The organism is Flavobacterium sp. RNTU_13 (genome assembly GCF_046614455.1).
In the GTDB taxonomy this organism is placed as follows: domain Bacteria; phylum Bacteroidota; class Bacteroidia; order Flavobacteriales; family Flavobacteriaceae; genus Flavobacterium.
On the sequence record NZ_JBKJHB010000001.1, the window covers coordinates 508096 to 530097 of the forward strand.

18 protein-coding genes and 1 tRNA gene are annotated in these 22002 nt (G+C 41.2%); 10 read left to right on the forward strand and 9 right to left on the reverse strand.

Features of this window, described 5'->3' with window-relative positions:
* Nucleotides 1-2: 2 nt before the first annotated feature.
* Nucleotides 3-1256: a beta-ketoacyl-ACP synthase II gene (gene fabF, locus ACLI08_RS02335; protein ID WP_411426845.1), complete on the reverse strand. Its 1254-nt coding sequence runs from the start codon at nt 1254-1256 to the stop codon at nt 3-5.
* Nucleotides 1257-1468: 212 nt separating this feature from the next.
* Nucleotides 1469-1705, reverse strand: coding sequence for an acyl carrier protein (locus ACLI08_RS02340; protein ID WP_026980165.1), 237 nt, complete (start codon nt 1703-1705; stop codon nt 1469-1471).
* Between the two features lie 177 nt (nt 1706-1882).
* Between ACLI08_RS02340 and ACLI08_RS02345 the strand changes: the two genes are divergently transcribed.
* The 3 genes from ACLI08_RS02345 to ACLI08_RS02355 all read left to right on the forward strand — a co-directional run bounded on the left by ACLI08_RS02345 (nt 1883) and on the right by ACLI08_RS02355 (nt 4372).
* Complete coding sequence (locus ACLI08_RS02345; RefSeq protein ID WP_411426846.1) at nt 1883-2452, forward strand: phosphoribosylglycinamide formyltransferase; 570 nt, start codon at nt 1883-1885, stop codon at nt 2450-2452.
* Between the two features lie 44 nt (nt 2453-2496).
* A complete protein-coding gene (rnhA, locus tag ACLI08_RS02350; RefSeq protein WP_411426847.1) occupies nt 2497-2967 on the forward strand; it encodes a ribonuclease HI in 471 nt (156 codons plus the stop codon).
* A gap of 322 nt (nt 2968-3289) precedes the next feature.
* On the forward strand, nt 3290-4372 hold the full coding sequence (locus tag ACLI08_RS02355) for a hypothetical protein (protein ID WP_411426848.1): 1083 nt from the start codon (nt 3290-3292) through the stop codon (nt 4370-4372).
* Between the two features lie 77 nt (nt 4373-4449).
* Here the strand turns inward: ACLI08_RS02355 and ACLI08_RS02360 are convergent, their stop codons facing one another.
* Both ACLI08_RS02360 and ACLI08_RS02365 read right to left on the reverse strand, forming a co-directional pair.
* Nucleotides 4450-4581, reverse strand: coding sequence for a hypothetical protein (locus ACLI08_RS02360; protein ID WP_411426849.1), 132 nt, complete (start codon nt 4579-4581; stop codon nt 4450-4452).
* Between the two features lie 194 nt (nt 4582-4775).
* Nucleotides 4776-5693: a phospholipase D family protein gene (locus ACLI08_RS02365; protein WP_411426850.1), complete on the reverse strand. Its 918-nt coding sequence runs from the start codon at nt 5691-5693 to the stop codon at nt 4776-4778.
* A 180-nt stretch (nt 5694-5873) separates the two neighbouring features.
* On the opposite strand from ACLI08_RS02365, the gene ACLI08_RS02370 reads away from it, so the two are divergent.
* The 4 genes from ACLI08_RS02370 (at nt 5874) to ACLI08_RS02385 (ending at nt 10299) form a co-directional block, all read left to right on the forward strand.
* Complete coding sequence (locus tag ACLI08_RS02370; protein WP_411426851.1) at nt 5874-6803, forward strand: PfkB family carbohydrate kinase; 930 nt, start codon at nt 5874-5876, stop codon at nt 6801-6803.
* A 70-nt stretch (nt 6804-6873) separates the two neighbouring features.
* A complete protein-coding gene (locus ACLI08_RS02375; protein ID WP_411426852.1) occupies nt 6874-8772 on the forward strand; it encodes an amidophosphoribosyltransferase in 1899 nt (632 codons plus the stop codon).
* 241 nt (nt 8773-9013) lie between these two features.
* Nucleotides 9014-9433: a transposase gene (locus tag ACLI08_RS02380; protein ID WP_411426853.1), complete on the forward strand. Its 420-nt coding sequence runs from the start codon at nt 9014-9016 to the stop codon at nt 9431-9433.
* A gap of 14 nt (nt 9434-9447) precedes the next feature.
* On the forward strand, nt 9448-10299 hold the full coding sequence (locus tag ACLI08_RS02385) for an IS3 family transposase (RefSeq protein WP_411426854.1): 852 nt from the start codon (nt 9448-9450) through the stop codon (nt 10297-10299).
* Between the two features lie 259 nt (nt 10300-10558).
* Here the strand turns inward: ACLI08_RS02385 and ACLI08_RS02390 are convergent.
* The 5 genes from ACLI08_RS02390 to ileS all read right to left on the reverse strand — a co-directional run bounded on the left by ACLI08_RS02390 (nt 10559) and on the right by ileS (nt 18075).
* Nucleotides 10559-10632, reverse strand: a tRNA-Ile gene (locus tag ACLI08_RS02390).
* 109 nt (nt 10633-10741) lie between these two features.
* Nucleotides 10742-11305 (reverse strand): hypothetical protein, encoded by a 564-nt coding sequence (locus ACLI08_RS02395; protein WP_411426855.1) that lies wholly within the window; start codon nt 11303-11305, stop codon nt 10742-10744.
* Between the two features lie 42 nt (nt 11306-11347).
* Nucleotides 11348-14113: a PD-(D/E)XK nuclease family protein gene (locus tag ACLI08_RS02400; RefSeq protein WP_411426856.1), complete on the reverse strand. Its 2766-nt coding sequence runs from the start codon at nt 14111-14113 to the stop codon at nt 11348-11350.
* A gap of 139 nt (nt 14114-14252) precedes the next feature.
* The gene (locus ACLI08_RS02405; protein WP_411426857.1) at nt 14253-14636 is read right to left on the reverse strand and encodes a TraR/DksA family transcriptional regulator; all 384 of its coding nucleotides are present in this window, start codon (nt 14634-14636) and stop codon (nt 14253-14255) included.
* A 7-nt stretch (nt 14637-14643) separates the two neighbouring features.
* Complete coding sequence (ileS, locus tag ACLI08_RS02410) at nt 14644-18075, reverse strand: isoleucine--tRNA ligase (protein ID WP_411426858.1); 3432 nt, start codon at nt 18073-18075, stop codon at nt 14644-14646.
* Between the two features lie 137 nt (nt 18076-18212).
* On the opposite strand from ileS, the gene ACLI08_RS02415 reads away from it, so the two are divergent.
* The 3 genes from ACLI08_RS02415 (at nt 18213) to ACLI08_RS02425 (ending at nt 21994) form a co-directional block, all read left to right on the forward strand.
* The gene (locus ACLI08_RS02415) at nt 18213-20333 is read left to right on the forward strand and encodes a hypothetical protein (protein ID WP_411426859.1); all 2121 of its coding nucleotides are present in this window, start codon (nt 18213-18215) and stop codon (nt 20331-20333) included.
* Nucleotides 20334-20424: 91 nt separating this feature from the next.
* The gene (locus tag ACLI08_RS02420) at nt 20425-20838 is read left to right on the forward strand and encodes a response regulator (protein ID WP_411426860.1); all 414 of its coding nucleotides are present in this window, start codon (nt 20425-20427) and stop codon (nt 20836-20838) included.
* Nucleotides 20839-20863: 25 nt separating this feature from the next.
* Entirely contained in the window at nt 20864-21994 is a 1131-nt protein-coding gene (locus ACLI08_RS02425; protein WP_411426861.1) for a sensor histidine kinase, read from the forward strand.
* Nucleotides 21995-22002: the final 8 nt, after the last annotated feature.

Below are 22002 nucleotides of genomic sequence, written 5' to 3' on the forward strand. Positions count from 1 at the left end.
GATTATTCTTCTAGCTTTTTAACAAGCACACAGGCGTTATGGCCTCCAAAACCAAAAGTATTGCTCATAACCACCTTCATATCGCGTTTTTGGGCTTTATTAAAGGTAAAGTTTAGCTTAGGATCGATGTTTTCATCGTCAGTAAAATGGTTAATGGTAGGCGGAACAATGCCGTGTTTTATAGAAAGCACAGAAGCTATGGTTTCTATAGCCCCGGCAGCCCCTAAAAGGTGCCCTGTCATACTCTTTGTAGAGTTCAGGTTAAGGGTATAGGCATGATCCCCAAAAACTTCAAGTATAGCTTTACTCTCTGCAATATCGCCCAGTGGCGTACTGGTACCGTGCATGTTAACACCATCTACATCCTCTGGCCTAAGGCCAGCATCGCGCAAACAGTTTAGCATTACATTTTTAGCACCAAGTCCTTCAGGGTGCGGTGCTGTAATATGGTGCGCATCTGCACTCATACCGCCACCGCCAATTTCGCAGTATATTTTTGCCCCACGCGCCTTAGCGTGCTCATACTCTTCCAGTATAAGCGCACCTGCGCCTTCACCAAGCACAAAACCATCGCGGTCTTTGTCCATTGGGCGGCTGGCCGTAGCAGGGTCGTCGTTTCTTGTACTAAGGGCATGAAGCGCATTAAAGCCCCCCATACCGGCTATGGTTACAGCTGCTTCGCTACCTCCGCTTACCATAACATCTGCATGGCCTAAACGAATGTAGTTAAACGCATCTATAAGCGCGTTTGTAGACGAAGCGCAGGCACTTACCGTAGTAAAGTTTGGCCCACGGAAACCGTATTTCATAGATATATGACCTCCGGCTATATCGGCTATCATTTTTGGTATAAAGAAAGGGTTAAACTTAGGCACTCCGTTTCCGGTAGCCCAGCCTATAACTTCTTCCTGGAAGGTTTCAAGCCCACCAATACCAGAGCCCCATATAACCCCTACCCTGTCTTTATCAAGGGTATCCATATTAAAGCCGGCGTCGTTTACAGCCTCTTCACTGGCTACCATGGCATACTGCGCATAGCGGTCCATTTTACGGGCTTCTTTGCGGTCTATAAAGTCTTCTACTTTAAAGTTCTTTACTTCGCACGCAAATTTGGTTTTAAAGTTGGTGGTATCAAAATATGTAATTGGCGCAGCACCGCTTACACCGTTTATAAGGCCGTTCCAGTATTCTTCTACGGTATTGCCTATAGGAGTAAGCGCCCCCAGGCCGGTTACCACAACTCTCCTTAACGTCATACAGTTACTTTTTGGTTATAGTTATAAAACAATACCCATGCGTCTTTAATATAAAACCAGGTTAAATATAAAGAAAACATGGGTATTGGCATACTTTATATAGCGGCCGCAATGCGGCAGTTTTTAAATCTGGCTATCAGACAACCCTATTATGGGAGACAAATAAACAATAACATCCATGCAACTAGAGCCACATGGATGTTAAATATTTATTACTTCTTTGCTTCTTCTATGTAAGAAATAGCCTGACCAACAGTAGAGATGTTTTCAGCCTGATCGTCTGGAATCTGGATATCAAATTCTTTTTCAAACTCCATGATAAGCTCCACAGTATCTAGTGAATCAGCTCCAAGGTCGTTAGTGAAGCTTGCTTCTGATACCACTTCGTTTTCGTCAACACCTAGTTTGTCTACGATGATCGCTTTTACTCTTGATGCAATGTCTGACATAATCTTTAATTTTAGAATTTAAATTGAACGGCAAAAATAAAAAACTTTATTTTAAAACCACGCATTCAATAAAAAATGTGAGTACTAAGGTAAAAAATTAATTTTAGAAAAATGTGAACCCCTTGTTATTTTGCGGGATTTAATTCTTTTTTTTGCATTTTGAAAACGGTTTGCAACATGAAAAATATTGTGATTTTTGCCTCCGGAGGGGGGAGTAATGCCGAAAAAATAATCAACTATTTTGCAAATAGCCCCCTTGCGAGGGTGGTATTAGTACTAAGCAACAATACAAACGCAGGGGTTTTAGAGAAGGCAAAAGCACACGAAATACCCACCCTGACCTTTACAAAAGAGGAACTGAACAATGGCTGGGTGCTGCGCCACCTTGCTGCATTTAATCCACATCTGATAGTATTGGCAGGGTTTTTACAGAAATTTCCTTCCGAAATTATAGCTGCATACCCGCACAAAGTGATTAACATACACCCCGCATTGCTGCCTAAGTATGGCGGAAAAGGCATGTATGGCATCCACGTACACCGTGCTGTATTAGAAAACAACGAAGCCGAAAGCGGTATTACCATACATTATGTAGATGAAAATTATGATGAGGGTAATATTATCTTTCAGCAGAGTATAGCATTGCAAGGCTGCACCACAACCGAAGACGTGGCTGCAAAAGTACTTACGCTGGAGCATGAGCATTTTCCGAAGGTGATTGAGCAATTGATTAATGAAACAATGTAGCAATTTCAGAATAACCAAATTAACAAATAACCGCATAACCTAAAATGCATACCGTACATATATATACAGATGGTGCTGCCAAGGGAAATCCCGGCCCGGGGGGCTATGGGGTAATCCTGGAGCAAGTGGGTACCGGTTACCGCAAGGAGTTTTACGAAGGCTTTAGGCGCACCACAAACAACCGTATGGAACTGCTGGCCGTGATTGTAGGGCTGGAAAAACTAACCAAACCCGGTACAAGCGTACTGGTTGTAAGCGACAGCAAATATGTGGTAGACAGTGCCAGCAAGGGCTGGGTGTTCGGGTGGGAAAAAAAAGGCTTTAAAGACCGCAAGAATGCCGACTTATGGAAACGTTTCCTTAAAATTTACCGCCAGCATAAGGTAGATTTTAAGTGGATAAAAGGCCACAACCAGCATCCGCAAAACGAACGCTGTGACCAACTTGCCGTTATGGCCTCTACAGGCCCCGATTTACATATTGATGCTTTTTATGAGCAGCAGGGCGAGGAGTAAAAAATAGGGGAAATCCTTATTACTTTTAACAGTATTGTCTTGTTTAAAAACAGACCTTCGAAACAGAAACTTCAACCAATTGAACTACTGTGATATGAGAAGAAAGGGTTTAGAAAATTTTTCAAACAGATATAACACTACATTGCTGATAATCAATTTACTAATTTTATTCTGCCACGCAAAAGCCGCCTCACAAATAATACCAAGCAAAAAATATGATTATGGAAAGATTGACAATTACGTAGTAAACCATCACACATTAGATGGAAAAAACAATTGCATTACAGTACTTTACTCATCCGCCGATTGCAAAAACTGCATCTTGTTTTTAAGGCAAACATTAGGTGAAATCAAACCCGACAATAAAATCCCCGTCTACGTAATTACAGACAATATAGCTTACGCCAAAAAAAACCTGGGCAAATACAAACTCAACTACACCTACTATTTTGACCGTGAAGTATTCAACCTGTTCGAAATCAACAAACGAACCTTGCTTCACTCACGATTCAACGGTGTCTTAAACGATAATCCGGAACAAATTATAAACCTTACAAACGCTAGAGCTACTACTCCTGAAATTGTATTTCAGCAACAAGACACTGTGCTTATGGCCAATGACCTAGAAACACGGATAATGCCTTACGACGCGTTTGCCACCATAAACCCAAAAATGGACGTAGCAATACTGTTCAGGAAAACAAAATCAGCCGACGTAAACAAATCGTATAGCGTTACGTATTTACACAAAAACCTGCGCGACTCTCTTAAAATTTACACGCTTCAGGAGCGTAACCCTGACCCTGAAAACTTAAAACTGATACCGTTTAAAGAATTTGGGCAACTGGCACAGAAAAACGCCATAAATTTTTATAAAATCCACTCGCTTACCAGCTACAACAATACGGTATATTGCACTTTTACAATTAGCCGGCTGTATAAAGATGTAAGGCAAAAAGATAACTTTTCTATCCTGTCAAACGCTTTCATTGCTCAAAAGGAAATAAATTCTGAAAAAGACCTTCTGGACGTAATGCACATAGATACATACGACCATATCTATTTTGCCGATATGTTTACGTACCACGACACCGTATACCCCATGAGCACCTGGATTTACAGCACACCCGACCCTACAGGAAAAAACACATTGCTTAACAACGTAAACAAAGTTGAAGCAAATGGTGGCGAACTTAGCTTTGGCGGAAAAGCTACAATTTTATTAGACCCAAATACACAAACGATGAAGATGACAGCTTTAGACGCCAACGCCCCTAAGGTAAGATTCAGGAAAAACACCTTTGAAAACGGTAACTACACGTATAAACTCCAAAAATTGATGACAGACGAGTCTAAAAACCTCGGGAACATAACTTTGACAAAGGAGCTCACTATCCAAAAATAACACCAATTAAAAAAACCTGAACACTCATTAAGTGTTCAGGTTTTTTTATGTGTCTTGTCGCAATCGTTTGCGAAATCTTAGCTAAAAAAAGCGAGCGCTAATAGGCATAACCCTACTACAGATGCCACGCTTGCCGCCAGCATCTTGGTAAACATCCCTGCAGGAAGTTCATCCATCTGCCCAAATCCTCCGTTGTGGTTAGGTGTCATAACTATGTTTTTTAAGGTTCTACAATAAAGTTACGCCTATATATAATGTCTTCCTCCTAAAAAAACATTAATTAAAACCTTACAGTACGTTAACTTTTTCTTCATTAACGACGAACATAGGGATTTATTTTATTCTGCACAATATTTAACTAGGGTAAACCCTATAATTTAACATATAAATTTAATACAGCGTATTAAAAATTGTAAAGAATAGGATTTCTCATAGAGGTTTTTCCGTTGGAAGGTTTACCTGTTTTATGGCAAAAATTTTCAGGGAAGTCATAATTGTTCCATTGAGACCATATTGTCCACGCTTGGTGGGATAAAGGTCTATCAGGGTTAAACGGAATTGATACACCCGTCCTTATACAATAACCCGAATATAAGATCTCTTTATACTTTGGCTTCGGTTCCTGAAACTGAGCAAGATCTCCAACGGGTTTTGAATAATCCTCTCTTGAAGGCTTTATATCCTCTACATCAAGCTCATCTTTAAACTCTGATAATCGTCTCGATTTATATCCTGTCGAGTTGCCATTATAAAAATACTCCGTATTATCTACCAGGATTTCAGACTTTATATAGGTTTTACCTATGTTAATAATTAATTTTTTCCCCTGATAAACCGGACGTTTAACAAAAACAACATCATTATTATTAGCAATCTCTTTGCATGACGTCCACGCATCCCAGTCTGGATTACCCACAAAGTGATCTGTAAAAGAATTGATAAGTGTTTGTTCGGAATATACACCAAACTCTATATTGTTTTTAAATGATGCGTCATAAAGATTAATAGAAGTTATTAATCCCTTACTTTCGTTGCCATAATATTTAGCATGCAAATTAGCGGCGTAAATGATACTAATGTTAGGAAACCGTTTAAAGTAATCAAAATCATCCTTGCTGAAGCTTCTTTTTACATCATTTTCATTTTTGCCGAAAACAATTATAATATGAATTTCAGGCTTATTAATATGCTTTTCGAACAGCTTTTTAAAGTAATCATCAAGTTTAATAAATGGGGAAACTATTAATAGCACTTTTTCTGCATCCCATATGATACTATCAATAGTATCAATCAAGGCTGCACCCGTCAAAAATTTACTCATAGAAATAAAAAAGTTATTTGGTTGTTTTGATAGGATAAAATTATAAATGTTAATGTTTTTAACAAAATTCAAAACTACTTTTTAACCATTAAATCCTAACTCCGTAAATTGATGGTAACCATATTGCTACTGTCATACCTTTACACTATCTTTGCATCCTCAATTTTGCGACTGAAACAAATGAATAAACTACTGATTGTAGGTACTGTGGCTTTTGACGCCATAGAAACCCCTTTTGGCAAAACCGACAAAATACTTGGCGGTGCAGCTACATACATAGGTCTTTCGGCCTCTTTCTTCAACGTAAAAAGTGCAATAGTATCTGTGGTTGGCGAAGATTTCCCTCAGGAATACATAGATATGCTTAACAATAAAGGCATCGATACCACAGCTATTGAGGTGGTGCCGGGCGGAAAAACGTTCTTTTGGAGCGGCCGCTACCACAACGACCTTAATAGTCGCGACACACTGGACACACAGCTAAACGTACTGGCAGATTTTCAACCGAAAGTACCGGCTAATTTTACCGATGCCGATGTAGTGATGCTGGGTAACCTGCACCCTATAGTACAAAGCAGCGTGCTAAACCAGCTTACTGCTACTCCTAAACTGGTAGTGCTGGACACCATGAACTTTTGGATGGACTGCGCACTGCCTGAACTTATGGACGTAATTAAACGTGTAGACGTTATTACTATAAACGACGAAGAAGCACGCCAGCTTAGTGGCGAATACAGCCTTGTTAAGGCTGCCGCCAAAATTCATACCATGGGACCTAAATACGTGGTTATTAAAAAAGGTGAGCACGGCGCACTGCTATTCCACAACAGCAATGTATTCTTTGCCCCTGCCCTTCCGCTTGAGGAGGTGTTTGACCCTACCGGTGCCGGTGATACATTTGCCGGTGGTTTTAGCGGGTATATTGCCCAAAGCGAAAACGTATCATTTGGCAACATGAAAAACGCCATTATATATGCTTCTAACCTGGCGTCGTTCTGTGTAGAGAAATTTGGAACAGAACGTATGGAAAAACTTCAGAAAGACGAAGTAACAAACCGCCTGCAACAGTTTAAAGCACTCACACAGTTTGAGATAGAACTGGAAGAATAATACAACAATTAAGCCTCTTTATGGGGCTTTTTTTGATATAACTACAACACACAACAACACACATACAACTATGAGCGACGCTATTAAACACGAATGTGGTATCGCAATGCTAAGGCTTTTAAAGCCACTTGAATACTATAAAGAAAAATACGGTTCGGCTTTTTACGGCGTACAGAAAATGTACCTGCTTATGGAAAAGCAACACAACCGCGGGCAGGATGGCGCAGGATTTGCCAGCATAAAACTGGACGTAAAACCCGGCCAGCGCTACATTAGCCGTGTACGCAGCAACCATTCGCAACCTATATTAGATGTTTTTGCACAAATAAACGCCCGTATAAACGAGGAACTTGCTGCTAACCCTGCATACACAGACAACGTAGCGCTGCAAAAAGAAAACATACCCTACATAGGCGAGGTGTTTTTAGGACACGTACGCTACGGTACTTTTGGCAAAAACAGCATAGAAAGTGTTCACCCATTCTTGCGCCAAAACAACTGGATGCACCGCAACCTGATTGTAGCAGGTAACTTTAACCTTACCAATGTACAGGAACTGTTTAACAGCCTTGTAGAACTGGGCCAGCACCCAAAAGAGCTTGCAGACACCGTTACGGTGATGGAAAAAATAGGCCACTTTCTGGATGACGAAGTAGCCGATCTTTACCAGGAGTGCAAGCAGGAAGGCTACACCAAGCAGGAGGCCTCACCCGTAATATCAGACAGGCTTAATGTAGCCCGCATACTAAAGCGTGCCTCTAAACAATGGGATGGCGGATATGCCATGGCAGGTATGTTTGGTCACGGCGATGCTTTTGTGTTTCGCGACCCGGCAGGCATACGCCCGGCATACTATTACCAGGACGATGAAATTGCCGTAGTAGCCAGCGAAAGGCCGGTAATTCAAACAGTGTTTAATGTAGCCTTTGATGACGTTAAAGAACTTACACCGGGCAGCGCTATAATCATTAAAAAGAGTGGTAACGTATCTGTAGAGGAAATCATTCCGCCTACGGTAAACAAAGCATGTTCTTTTGAGCGCATTTATTTTTCACGCGGAAGCGATGCCGAAATATACGAAGAGCGCAAAGAACTGGGCCGCCTTGTTTTGCCCGATGTGCTTAAAGCCATAGACAGCGACACAGACAACACTGTATTTTCATACATACCAAATACTGCCGAAACGTCTTTCTTCGGGATGGTAGAAGCCGCTAACGACTTCCTTAACCAACGTAAGAACAACGAAATCCTTGAAAAGCGAAATGTACTTACAGAGGAAACACTTAAAGAATTGCTTTCGGTTAAAATACGTACCGAAAAAATAGCCATTAAAGATGCCAAGCTGCGCACCTTTATTACAGAAGACAGCAGCCGCGATGATCTTGTGGCACACGTGTACGACGTAACGTATGGCGTAATAAAACCACAAGATAACCTGGTTATTATAGATGACTCTATTGTACGCGGAACAACGCTTAAAATGAGCATCATTAAAATGATGGACCGCCTTAACCCAAAACGCATTGTAGTGGTATCTGGAGCACCGCAGATACGCTACCCCGACTGTTATGGTATAGACATGGCTAAACTGGAAGGCTTAGTAGCATTCCGTGCGACACACGAGCTGCTTAAAGAACGTGGTATGGAACACATTATACACAATGTATACAACAAATGTAAAGCTCAGGAAGGACTGCCGGATAAAGAGGTGGTAAATCACGTAACGGAGTTTTACGCACCTTTTACGGATCAGGAAATATCAGACAAGATAGCGAAAATGCTTACCACTTCAGACATTAAGGCGGAAGTAAAAATAATATTCCAAACCGTAGAGAACCTACACAAGGCATGCCCGAAAAACCTCGGAGACTGGTACTTTACCGGCGACTACCCTACTCCGGGTGGTAACCGTGTAGTAAACCGTGCATTTATTAACTTCTACGAAGGTAATGACGCACGAGCTTATTAATTAAAACCAAACAAAATATGCATTTAAACGGATAAAAATGCACTTTGTCGATTATTTTAAGTTTTTAACGCTCAAAATTTGCACGCAAGTGCCTTTAAGTATATTTTTACCCAAAATAGCATTAGTAAAATTTAAAATTTTACGGTATTTTTTGGGGGCTAAAAAAGGGAAAACCAAAAGTTTTCCCTTTTTTTTATGAATTTGTCTCGTCCTGAAATAGCGATACACAAAAAAGTATCGTATGAATAATTACTCAAAACGCACGCAAAAAGATTACACACTAAGTTTTAAGCTTGGTGTAGTCAAAGAAGTTGAATCGGGCATTTTTTCAGTAACATCTGCCCAAAGGCACTATGGCATTCAAGGGCGTTCTACTGTTGTTAATTGGCTTCGAAAATATGGTAACTTTGATTGGGAAAATCAAACACCATCGAATATGCCAAAGACACCTGAACAACGCATTATGGAGCTTGAGGCCAAGGTTAAGCTTTTGGAAAAGCAGAAAGCCCAGCTTGAAAATCAAAATCATATATCCGATTCTAAAGCAATCATTTTTGATATGATGATAGACCTTGCAGAAAAAGAATATAATATTGATATTCGAAAAAACTTACCACCCGGACAATCCAATCCTTCAGTAAAAAAAGGCAGGAAAGCATAAGCTTTAGCTGTGGTTTGTTCGGGATAGACAGGCAGGTTTATTATCAGAGCATTAAGCGCTCCAGATTCAGGAGAACCCGGGCAGAACAGGTTGTAGTGCTTGTAAAAGAGCAGCGCATGGCCCAGCCCAGGATTGGCACACGTAAACTCTATCACATACTTAATAATAAGCTTAGGGAGTTAAAAATAGGCCGGGATAAGTTCTTTGGTATTTTAAAAGCAAATCATTTATTAATAAAGCCAAAAAGGAGTTATCATGTTACTACATGGTCACACCATCGCTTTAGAAAGCATCCTAACCTGATAAAAGAACTTGATATTACTAAACCGGAACAAGTATGGGTGTCCGATATTACATACATCGGAAAGCGTGATAAACCTTGTTATTTAAGCTTAATAACAGATGCTTATTCTAAAAAGATAATGGGATATGATGTATCTGATTCCCTGAGTACACAAGGCTGTATTAATGCTCTTAAAATGGCTCACAAGAATAGGATGTTTAAGTCTGAATCATTGATACATCACTCGGACAGAGGAATACAGTATTGTTCAGATGAGTATCAATACTTATTAAAGAAATGTAATCTAAAGTGTAGTATGACTCAAAACTCAGATCCTTATGAAAATGCAGTAGCGGAAAGAATAAATGGTATATTAAAACAGGAATTTATGATTGATACTTATCATCTTGAATTAGTATTAATGGAAAAACTGGTAGCAGAAGTTGTAAATAAGTATAACCAAATCAGGCCACATTGGTCAAATTACATGCTTACTCCAAATCTGATGCACCTGCAAAATAGTATCAAAATGAAAACATATAAAACAAAAAACAGAAGCAACCCGAAAGCTACTTCTGTCTAAAAAATGTATTTTTACTAGTATTAATCCTGTATCGTTATTTTAGGACTAGTCAATTTACTTAATATTACTCTCCGAAGAAAATATCTCAGTTATTTATCTTTTCCATTCAAGCATGTATAGTAGTTTATTAGCCACAATATATGGGCCGTGCAATATCCGTACAATTTAGAACATAAAATATTTGGGCATTAGATAAGCTGCGATTTTTACAGAATTTTTCAAAACAAAAAACCCCCAGTAATACTGGGGGTTTGCGGTGTGGTCCCACCTGGGCTCGAACCAGGGACCACCTGATTATGAGTCAGGTGCTCTAACCAACTGAGCTATAGGACCGCTTTCGTGGGTGCAATATTAGTACTATTTTTAATTCAAACCAAATGTTTAAGCGAGTTTTCTACTCTTTTTTTTGAAAAAATAAATAACTCACACAGTATCAAACACCTTACTCAGCAAGTTCTGCGGCAACTAATTTAAAATGTTCCCGTAACTGAAGCCTGGCTTGCTGTTTCACCACAAACGGAATGGTAGTTTCTGATGTTATAACCCGTATTTTCTTTATTAAAACAGTTTGCAGCTTTAAAAAATTGGCCTTCATATCTGCTTCTTTACCGTCTTTTTGAACCAGTATGAAGTCGGACATAAATCCTACAGGGTCGCAATCCGTAGCACTGACCTGGCTACAGGTAATTTCGCTGCCATCTTCAAGCACTAAAACTACTTTACCGCTCTCTTGTTTAAGACAACCCACACGTTTATCTCTGTGCACAATGTTTAATGAAATAAGATAAAGGCCCTTTAAGGCATCTTTTACTTTTACATCCTGATAACCGGCAGAGAAAAAAACCACACCGTTGTTTACAATTGTTTCACTTTCATCAGTGGAAACAGCTTTAGGGAGTTCAGTAAAAATAGTACGGGCCCCTGTTATACTATCTTTAACACTTACGTCTATTTTTTGCGCAAAGCACGATGCAGATAATAAAAGCGTAAAAATTAATTTATTCATCTTAGGTTGGATTTTATTTTCAAATTTATGCTAAAATTTCAACTACACAAGCTCTTCTTTAAATGGCACGTCTGCATTAAGCAGCTCGCATATTAACACTGCTAACTGCTCTTTAAAGCTTTCCAGCACCTCATGGTTTATAACATTATACTCTGTACCATCGCCTTTATAGGTAAAGCCCATAAACCCACTACGCATATTTTTAAAAGAAATAATACCGGCTTCTATCTCTAAGGCCTTAGCGTGCGGCTCGTACATAAACGCATAGCAAAGCAGCTGAATTATTTTATCGTTCTTTACCTCATGCGTTAAGCCATTCCAGTCTTTAAGGGTTACATTACCCTTTTCTACTTTTCCTGTCTTGTAATCTGTAATACGCAGCTTACCGTTTCGCTCCTCTACACGGTCTATATTACCCGAAATCAATACCGGGTAAGGCAACAGCGGGTGTTCCAGCCAGCGCTCAAACTTGGTTTCTAGAGCCAGTAGTTTTATGGCCTCCCCGTCTTGAAGTGATTTTTTCTCCTGCTTTAAAAAATTGTTTACATTCCGCTTAGCCACCTCAAATGCCAGCAGGTTTCGTCCTTTTTTTATCTCACCCTCTTTGTACACCGCTATAAACTGGTCGGTTACCGCCTTATTTGCCTGCTGTTCCATACCCTCTATATCCTGCAGGGTAAGGAAACGGCCTATAGTGGGTTTATAAAGCTCTTCCAGAGCGCCGTGTATAATGGTGCCCAGTGTATTAAGTGCTATGCTCTCCTCTACCTCATCGGTTTCGCTTATGCGAAGAATACGCTGCAGGTAAAACTGCATAGGATTACGTAAATAACCCGTTAGTGCCGATGGCGAAAAACCCTTAACAGTAGCGATCTCCTTCAATCTGTCTACAACCAAAGGTGTTTTTGCCACCTCCATAGGTTCATACGCCTTTTTAGGAAGTTCTGCATTATACAGCTTTTTAGTAATCGTATGAGCAGCGCGTTTTTCTATTTCAAGCTGGGTTAAAAAACGGCTTGGCTCGCCGGCATCCAGCCCTTCGCTCTCGGTATTGTATAAAAGGTAAATGTTTTTTGCGCGAAGCAACAAGTGGTAAAAATGGTAGGTATAAATGGCATCTTTTTCTTTAAATGTAGGCAGGCCGAGCTCTCGCTTTACATCGTACGGAATAAAAGAATTGGTAGACTTTCCGGCGGGGAATTTACCCTCATTCATACTGGTAATGATTACATTTTCAAAATCCAGCACGCGGCTTTCTAAAACGCCCATAATCTGCAGGCCGCTAAGCGGCTCTCCCTCAAATGAAACCTCGGCCAAATCTATAACCTGCTTGTAAATAGCATAGAGCACCTGCAGGCTGCCAATGTGGTGGTGGGTTTCGGCGTAATTTGTAAGCCGGTTAACCACTTTAAATATAGAATACACAAACGCCTTAGCTATTTTATCTTCATCATGGTCGTTACCTAAGAAGGATTTAAGGGCAAGCAGTATATTGCTTATGCGCGATAAGATACCAATAACATCGGTAGCATTCCACCGCTCAAAAAGCAGGGTAAAGAAATCAGATGCCTCGCCCTGGATTTCAAACAGTTTTTGAAGCGACATAAACGTAATATTGTTACCGTTTATAACCTCCCTAAGGCGCCTTGCATTTATGTAAGGTTCTACTAATGGGTGCGTAAGCACATCCAGCACTTCGCGGTAGTAAAGGGTATAACTTTTTTCGTTACGGTTTATGGCGTTTGTATGAAGCTTAAAAAGTTTTTGAAGCAATATTTGTGCAGGATTGTTGCGGCTGCTGTACCCCATGGTAATATTAAGGCTGCCCACATTTTCGGGCAGGCTGTACAACACCGGTATCAAAAGATTTTCTTCCCCTAGCACAAGGGCGGTTTTATCAAGGCTATGGCCTTCCACTTTTAGGTCCTCTATAATTTTACCGGCTATTTTAGCCTGTCCTACGGTTTTTGGGGTGCCAATGATGTGAATATCCTTTTGTTTGTCAAACTCGTTTACAACCCATTCAAATACGTTTCCGGCGTATTGTTTCCAGTCTTTTTTAAACCGGCGTACAAAAAGCCCTGCATCATGGTACGAGTCGTTAAGAAAAACATAGTCTATATCCCAATAAACCCTGGCCTGGTTTTCCAGCAGCAAATGCTGAATGATCTTTTCTTCGGCGGCATTAAGCGCATTAAAACCCGCAAAAACGAGCTTGGCACCCGTATAGGCGTTACTAAAATGCGAAAGGTTAGCCACAGCCTCGCGGTAAATAAGCCCCTGATACCCGAAACCCTTAGTTAACAGATGCGCGTAAAACGCGTCATAGTACACCGGCAGCAGCTTATAGAATTCTAAATGGCGCATCATCATATCTGTAGGCTTTTCTATATCTACAGACCAGTGCTCTATTTCCTGAATATTTTCTATATATTTAAGTACCTTATGGGGTTCCAGCAGGTAACGGTCTATTTCATTAAAATCCTGAAGCAGCGTTTTTGCCCAGTTTGCAAAGTTTTCAAACGGTTGCTGCCTGTCAGCCGGGGTTAACCCCAGGTAAACATTGTAAAACTCAAAAAGCAGTTCTATAGGGTCTGCGCTGCGTATCCCCGCCATTTCCTGTACAAAATCTTCTATACTGGTTATGGTAGGTGCAAATACGGTACCTGTTATATGTTTTTTAAGTGATTCTAAAAGAAAAACACGCGCACGCTTGTTAGGCAGCACTATGGTAATGCCGGGTAAATCCTGACCGTAATCGGCTACAATACGTTCGCTTAATTTATCAAGAAAGGTTGGGTTCTGCATATAGCAAAGCTACGCAAAAAGCTGTTTGAGAGTATTGCTGCACCGTAGTAATATTTTATTCTACATGCAGCTTTTGAAAGAAAAGCTTTGCGCGTATTGCGGCAAAAAAAATACCCCCGCATAGCGGGGGCAAGTGTAATTATCTTTGCATATTCTTTGCTTCAATGCTCATTGTAGCATGCGGAACCAGCTTAAGGCGCTCTTTGTTTATAAGCTTACCGGTAACCTTGCAAATGCCGTAGGTTTTGTTCTCAATCCTGATCAGCGCATTTTTCAGGTCGCGGATAAACTTCTCCTGGCGTATGGCCAGCTGAGAGTTTGCTTCCTTACTCATGGTTTCGCTCCCTTCCTCAAACGCTTTAAAGGTAGGCGAAGTATCGTCTGTACCGTTGTTAAGGTCGTTTAAGTAAGCACTACGAATGAGCTCCAAATCAGCTTTGGCTTTGTCAATTTTCTTCGTAATCAGTTCCTTGAACTCAGCCAGATCTGCATCTGAGTATCTAATTTGTTGCTCATCTACCATAATCAATCTATTTTGAAATTAATATTAGGGTTGTTATGTCATCAAACTCAATTTCTGTACCATTAGCCACTTCATCGCTAAAAATCAACGCATCGGTTAGCGTTTCGCTCTTTATATACGCCTCATTAGCAGTAACGGCGGCCTGTAGTACATTATTGTTTTTAAGGGTAACGGTAATCCTGTCAGTTACTTCAAAGCCGCTGTCTTTACGCAGGTTTTGTATCCTGTTTACCAGTTCGCGCGCTATACCTTCGTTTCGTAATTCGTCGGTAATGGTTATATCCAGCGCTACGGTAATACCACCTGCATTTGCTACCAGCCAGCCCGGAATATCCTGACTTGAAATTTCCACTTCCTGAGGGGTTAAAGTAATAATTTTTCCTGATACAGCAATATCTATACTACCCTTGCCCTCAAGCTCTGCAATCTGTTCTTGCGAGAAACCTTGTATCTCTTTGGAAACCAGATTCATATCTTTACCCACCTTAGGCCCAAGCGCTTTAAAATTAGGCTTAACCTGCTTAACAAGCACGCCCGAAGCATCGTCTAAAAGCTGTATTTCTTTTACGTTTACTTCAGCTCTTATCAGCTCTTCTACCGCCTCGATTTCCGCCTTCTGATTTGCGTCAAGTACCGGAATCATTACCCTTTGCAGCGGTTGGCGCACTTTTATCATTTCCTTCTTCCTTAGCGAAAGGACAAGGGATGAAATAGTCTGCGCTTTCTGCATACGGCTTTCTAACGATTTATCAACAAAGTTATCAGCATACTGGGGGAAATCGGCCAAATGTACACTCTCCGCGGCTTCTTTCTGTGAACCTTGTGTTAAATCTTTGTATAGCCTGTCCATAAAGAACGGCGCTATTGGCGCGCCCAGTTTAGCCACAGTAACCATACAGGTATACAGGGTTTGGTAGGCTGCTATCTTGTCTTGCGCGTACTCGCCCTTCCAGAAACGGCGGCGGCACAAACGCACGTACCAGTTGCTCAGGTTTTCCTGAACAAAATCACTTATGGCGCGTGCTGCACGTGTAGGCTCATAATCGGCATAAAAGCCGTCTACGTCTTTTATAAGCGTGTTTAGTTCCGATAGTATCCAACGGTCTATTTCAGGCCTTTCTTCCAATGGAACTTCAGGTTCTGAATAGGTAAAGTTGTCTATGTTAGCGTACAGCGCAAAGAACGAGTACGTGTTGTACAGTGTTCCAAAGAACTTACGACGCACCTCGGCAACTCCTTCAATATCAAATTTAAGGTTATCCCACGGGTTAGCGTTGCTTATCATGTACCAGCGTGTAGCATCAGGGCCGTATTCGGCAAGCGTAGTAAACGGATCTACCGCATTACCAAGGCGCTTACTCATTTTCTGTCCGTTCTTGTCAAGCACAAGCCCGTTAGACACCACATTTTTATACGCCACTTGGTCAAACACCAGTGTACCTATGGCGTGCAGCGTATAGAACCAGCCACGGGTTTGGTCTACACCCTCGGCAATAAAATCTGCCGGGAATGAAGTATGGTTGTCTATGTATTCTTTGTTTTCAAACGGATAGTGCCACTGTGCATACGGCATGGCGCCACTATCAAACCAAACGTCTATAAGGTCGCTTTCGCGCTTCATAGGCTTGCCAGACGGAGATACCAGTGTTATGGCATCTACCACGTTTTTATGCAGGTCTATCAGGTCGTAATTCTCCTCGGTCATGTTGCCCGGTTCAAACCCTTTAAACGGATTCTCGGTCATAACACCGGCGGCAATGGCTTTTTCTATACCGTTGTACAGCTCCTCTGCCGAACCTATGATAAGTTCCTCGGTTTTATCCTCAGTTCTCCAGATAGGCAGCGGAATACCCCAGTAGCGCGAACGGCTCAGGTTCCAGTCGTTAGCGTTTTTAAGCCAGTTGCCAAAACGCCCTTCACCGGTAGCCTTAGGTTTCCAGTTTATGGTTTCGTTCAGGTCGAACATACGCTCTTTAACGTCGGTCATTTTTATAAACCAGCTGTCCAGCGGATAGTATAGTAGTGGCTCATCTGTCCTCCACGAGTGCGGATAGCTGTGTACGTACTTTTCTACCTTAAAGGCTTTGTTGTTCTCTTTTAGGTAAATAGATATTTCTACGTCGGCACTACGCTCCGGCGCTTCGCCTTTGTCGTAGTATTCGTTTTTCACGTATTTGCCTGCAAGTTCCAGCGCCTTACCGGCAGGGTTATCCAGGCTGGTAAGGTGGCTTGTAAATTTACCCTGAAGGTCTACCAGCGGCACAGGATTACCGTGCGCATCCAGCACCAACATAGGCGGTACTTCAGGCTTGGCTTCTTTAGCTACCTTGGCGTCATCTGCACCAAAAGTAGGCGCGGTGTGTACTATACCGGTACCGTCTTCGGTAGTAACAAAGTCACCCGAAATTACGCGGAACGCATTCTCCGGATTTTGGTACGGTAGTACAAACGGCAATAACTGCTCGTAGCGTATGCCTACCAGGTCTTTACCTTTGGCTTCAGCCAATATTATATACGGTATTTTTTTATCTGCGGATGTGTAGTTGTCAAAATCAGCTGCCTCAGTACTTTCAAAATACTTACCACCAAACTGTTTGCCTACCAGGTTTTTAGCAAGTACTACGTTTATCGGCTCAAACGTATATTGGTTAAATGTTTTTACCAATACATAATCGATGTTTGGCCCTACCGTAAGTGCCGTGTTGCTTGGCAATGTCCACGGAGTAGTAGTCCAGGCAAGGATGTCTATGGCGCCAAAGCCTTTAAGGAAATCAGGCAGCGAACTTTCTATAGCCTTAAACTGGGCAACAATAGTAGTATCGGTAACATCCCGGTACGCACCCGGCTGGTTTACCTCGTGTGAACTAAGGCCGGTACCCGCCTTAGGCGAATACGGCTGTATGGTGTAGCCTTTGTACAAAAGACCTTTATCGTAAATCTGTTTTAGCAGCCACCAAACCGTTTCCATGTATTTTGGCTTGTAGGTAACGTACGGATCTTCCATATCTACCCAGTAGCCCATTTTTTCGGTAAGGTCGTTCCATACGTCGGTATAACGCATTACGGTACGCTTACAGGCTTCGTTATATTCTTCTACAGAGATTTTTGTCCCTATGTCTTCTTTAGTAATGCCCAGTTCTTTTTCGGTACCCAGCTCTACGGGTAGGCCGTGGGTGTCCCACCCAGCCTTACGTTTTACCTGATACCCTTTTTGGGTTTGGTAACGGCAAAAAATATCTTTAATGGCACGCGCCATAACGTGGTGAATGCCCGGCAGGCCATTTGCACTTGGCGGCCCTTCAAAAAACACGTATTGCGGCTTGCCTTCGCGCGTGGTTACACTTTTCTCAAATATGTTTTCCTTCTTCCAGAAATCAAGTACCTCGCTAGCCACATTTGCCAGGTCAAGGCCCTTATATTCAGTAAACTTCTTACTCATTACGACTAGGTTCAAAAAATCAATTTGCGAATGTAGTGATTTTTTTAAAGCAACAGGGATATATCAATCATAATGTGGCTAAGGTAACGTTATCATTAAAAACAATTACTTTTACGCCACAACCAACGCTATTTTTTATGCGAAAAATATTACTACTGATTTTAATCTTTACGTTAGCGCAAACAACCGTAGCCCAACGCACCCACATTGTTTACACACATGAATATAACCTCATGGAAGGCGATAAGGAATCACTGTATAAAATAGCGCAGTATCTAGATGTTAGAGATACCATTTTAGAAACCCTGGGCTACCACATTCTGCACCCGGAAATACGGCATATAGCAACCCGGATTATTGAAGAAAACACCAGTTTTTTACCAAACGAATTCCCGCTGGATTCTACGGCTACCGCTGCAAAATTTAAAGACTTCCTGCAAAAGAACGATACTAAGATATTTTTTGACGAACGAGCTAACACGTTTGTACTTACGCCACTGGAACAGCGCACCATACGCACCCAACTACGCCAGTTACCCACCGAGCGCATAGCTGCCCTGGCTAATGAAAAACAGCGATTAATGAAGTTAAACTGGGTGAAGTTTAATCAAATAGACTCGTTGGTTACAGCAAAAAACCCTAAAGCACTTTTAGCAATAGCTTCTGAATACTACCGGCAGCGTGGCCGCTACGACAGATACAATTTTGACGGTGAAAATTTTACCGATCTCTTAGAATTGCTCACCGGTATTGGCGTAGGGGTAGAAAATCGCCGGGGTACTATCATCTGGAATATAGACAAAGAATATGACAATGCTCCCATACTTAACCTGCTTATCTTTTACACCAAGCATTACAAAGATTTTAAGTGGGATGACAAAACACAACTCTTTATAAATAAAAGTTTAACCGTTGCCGCCACAGGAATAGAACAGCGCTTAGTAGAGCAGATGAAAACCAAGGATAATGACGAGGCGCTGGAAACCTTTGTAAAACTTACCGAATGCGACCCGGATCGAGTGAAGGGAATATCAGCAGAGATGGACAAAATTAAATATGAATTAAACTTTAGCATACCTCAATTCCCTGATAGATTTGCTGTACAACTGGCATATCTTACAAAATACTGCCGCGAGCAAAATATTGACTATAAAGGCAGCGCGTATTTAAAAAAGGCTATAGAGAAACTGAATAGTAAAATATCGTTTAAAGAACGTTGGGCGCTTGAAAACGAACTGATACACAACCTTACCTTAAAGGATATTACCGCGTTTGAGTATTGGAGCTTAATCAATGAAAAAAACTGGTACCTAACCAATTCGGCAGGCAGGATACTGGATATTTTTTATTCAAGACACTGGAGTGCTATTTTAACCAACCAAAAGCAATTAGAGCATTATTTAAAAAAGTCTGCCTTATTTAACCGGCTAAGTATTAACGGGATTTGCCTTGACTACCTCATAAAATTTGACGGAGCTTCGCCCGAAGTATTAAAAACACTTACAAACTTACACTCTAAAGACGCCGATGTAACGCAACGCGCCAAAATGGCTCTGGAAATACAAGGCAGGCGTTATGTAAGGCATTCTTTATCTGATATGGAAACCAAAACCTACCATGTTGAGGATTTTGAAAATAAGCTGAATGCAATACTTAAGGATTATATAGATTCTGACAAAAACACAGACACACTGACGTCATTACTTTCTGAGATTAGTTACAAACAAATCGGCATAGCACTTACACAGCTTAACAAGCTGACATTTAAAGACAACAGTAAAATCTATTCCTTCTTAAACCGGGATTTTGGTTTTTTCTTAATGGGTTATGATAAAGGACATGAAGAACGTTATACCTTCCTAAACCTATACAATAAATACACAGAGTACGAGCTTTATGCTTATTACTTGGATGAAGCAGGCATTACGTACAAAAACCCGGATGGGACCTTAGATTACGACGCTATATACGACCACCTTAAATATGATGAAACTACTGTTTTAGCAGGCGGCGGAAGCTCTAAAGATAACGGAGTATATGCAACCATAAAGCTACTCGAAATTACATTTAACACCACTCTTGGATTCTCTAATAAATACTGTAGCTCTAATAATATGTACGCCTGCGACAGCGATGTTAAGGTAATGGCTTGGCTGGCATACCTTAAAGAAAATAAGCTTTTAAAGAAAGAACATAACGAGCCACCTTCATTTCATAAGTATAAATACTCTTATAATATTTGGGGCCGCAATTATTAAGATCGTTTCATAGCTGATTATTTAAAAAACGTACAGCAGGGAATTGCTTATTTGCAACAAAAATCTCTACTTTTGTTTAAACTTTAATCAGATGGCCATTCCTTTTATATACCTCATAGATGACGACGAAGATGACCGTGAAATCTTTGGTATGGCTGTAAAAAATGCTATTCCTACTGCGTTGTGCAACGCGTATTGTAACGGGAAAAAAGCACTTAAGGCATTAAACAATTCACAAAAGCCTGATTACATATTTATAGACCTTAATATGCCACTTATGTCGGGCAGGGAAGTGCTTTTAAAAATACGTGAATGCCCCACTCTACAAGGGGTGAGCACTATTGTGTATACTACTTCATCTAACCCTGCAGATGTAGAGGAGCTAAAAAATTTAGGTGCCACACATTATTTTGTAAAGCCAAACAGCCTTAATACGCTTATCTTTGTTTTAAGAGAACTATTTTCGGGTGCAGCACTGCCGTACCTGATAAACGGAAGTACTTAAAAAACAACCCAAAAAACTACTGCGCATGGCTGATGAAAATTATATGCGTACCGCTGGCGAAACCTATCAAAAAATGGTTGCCGAGGTAAAAGACTATGCGATTTTAATGCTGGATACCGATGGCAATGTACAAAACTGGAACCTGGGTGCAGAGCACATAAAAGGATATTCAGCCAGTGAAGCCATAGGGCTTAACTTTAGGGTATTTTACCGCGAAAGCGACCGCCTGAAATTGCTCCCCGAACAACTCATTGAGGAAGCGCGGCAAAACGGGCGTGCCACACATGAAGGGTGGCGCGTACGAAAAGACGGCTCTATGTTTTGGGGTGCAGTGGTAATAACCGCACTGCATGGTAATCAGGGAGAGGTAATAGGCTTTAGCAAAGTAACGCGCGACCTTACCGAGCGAAAAATAGCAGAAGACCGCATAAACAATTATCTGCGCGACATAGAGCTACGCAACCGCCAGCTGGAAGAATTTGCCTACATAGCATCGCATGATTTACAGGAACCGCTGCGTAAAATCAGGATTTTTAGCGAAATGCTGGAAAACAGCCTTGACGACCCACAGGCAGCGCTAAAATACAGCCACAAGATTAATGATTCGGCTACGCGTATGGCTACCCTCATACAGGGCATACTAAAATACAGCCAGCTATCATCTTCGGAGCAAATAAAGGAAACGGTAGACCTTAACCATATTTTACAGGAAATAAAGGAAGATTACGAAATACAAATGTGCGAAAAACAGGTAAAATTACATACCGATACGCTACCTGTAGTAAATGCCATACGTACGCAAATGACGCAGCTTTTTGCCAACCTGATAAGTAACGCCATAAAATTTTCCTCTAAAGATCCGCTGATTACCATTTCGGTATCTGAGGCACAACCCGAAGAACTGACCGATTACCAACGCTCTGATGAAAAAGCGGTGTATGCAAAAATAACGGTAACCGATAACGGAGAAGGCTTTGAACAACAGTACGCCGACCAAATTTTTAAAATATTTAAAAGGCTTACCAGCACCGCCGGTACCGGTATAGGGCTTGCGCTGTGCAAAAAAATTGTAGAAAACCACCACGGCACCATAGCCGTACAAAGCGCCCCGGGCGCCGGCACTATATTCACTATTACACTGCCTGTTATGAGATAAACAAAAAT